General features: G+C 45.0%; 1 protein-coding gene. It reads left to right on the forward strand.

Annotation, left to right across the window (positions count from 1 at the left end; translation table 11 throughout):
- Nucleotides 1–836: Hsp33 family molecular chaperone HslO (gene hslO / locus R7O12_RS25800; protein ID WP_318126903.1), on the forward strand; the 836-nt coding region annotated here is incomplete at its 5' end.
- Nucleotides 837–1,205: the final 369 nt, after the last annotated feature.

Raw genomic sequence — 1,205 nt, forward strand, 5'->3', positions numbered from 1 at the left:
TTTCAGTACGTGGCGAGTTGGTACAATTGGATGAAGCGTACCAACGTGTTATCTCCAGCAAGGAATATCCGGCAGCAGTACAAAAACTGTTGGGTGAGCTACTCGTTTCAACGACTCTTTTGACTGCAACTCTTAAATTCGAAGGCTCAATCACAATCCAACTTCAAGGTGACGGCCCTGTTTCTCTTGCAGTAATCAATGGCGACCACAACCAACAAGTTCGTGGAGTGGCGCGCTGGGAAGGTGACATCGCTGATGACGCTAGCCTGCACGAAATGATGGGTAAAGGTTACCTAGTTATCACTATCGAGCCGAAAAAAGGCGAGCGCTACCAAGGTGTGGTTGGTCTAGAAGGTGAAAACCTGACGGAAGTGTTAGAAGGTTACTTCGCTAACTCTGAGCAGCTAAAAACGCGTCTTTGGATCCGCACTGGCGAATTCGAAGGTAAACCGCACGCGGTGGGTATGCTTATTCAGGTTATTCCTGATGGCACTGGTTCTCCAGATGACTTCGAGCACCTAGAGCAACTGACTAACACCGTAAAAGACGAAGAACTGTTTGGCCTAGAAGCGAACGATCTACTATACCGTCTATACAACCAAGACAAAGTACGTGTGTACGAACCTCAACCAGTAGCGTTCCACTGTGGCTGTTCACGTGAGCGCAGCGGCGCGGCAATCATTACCGTTGAGAAAGCTGAAATTTACGACATTTTAGCTGAAGTAGGATCGGTTTCTTTACACTGTGATTACTGTGGCACAACATATACATTCGATGAAACAGAAGTTACCGAACTGTATACGCAAGCTTCAGGCGGCAATAAAACGCTGCATTAATTTTTATAGCTTATCAAGCACGTAATTTACCCACAAAAGGCCAGCACTATGCTGGCCTTTTTGTGATCTACCCCCCGTAACACCTGGCTTTCCACGTAATAAAACAACTGCTTAATTTTAAGTAATTAATAATCGTTTTGCCCTAGCGCAAAGGTTTGCGCGCACGATAAACTATTCGCACCAATATGTGACGGGTTACCTAAAACCTTAATGAAATCATGGGCAATTTTTGAACTATCTCCCTGTTTTCTCCCCGCCCCGTTGCTAGCATGGTGAGCAGATAAAAATTAAAACATTCTTACAAAATCCCTACAAAAATCCTTATAAGGAGCACCTATGACCGTTATGGAACATACTAAGGCTGCAACA

This window comes from Vibrio sp. Vb1574, from assembly GCF_033338675.1.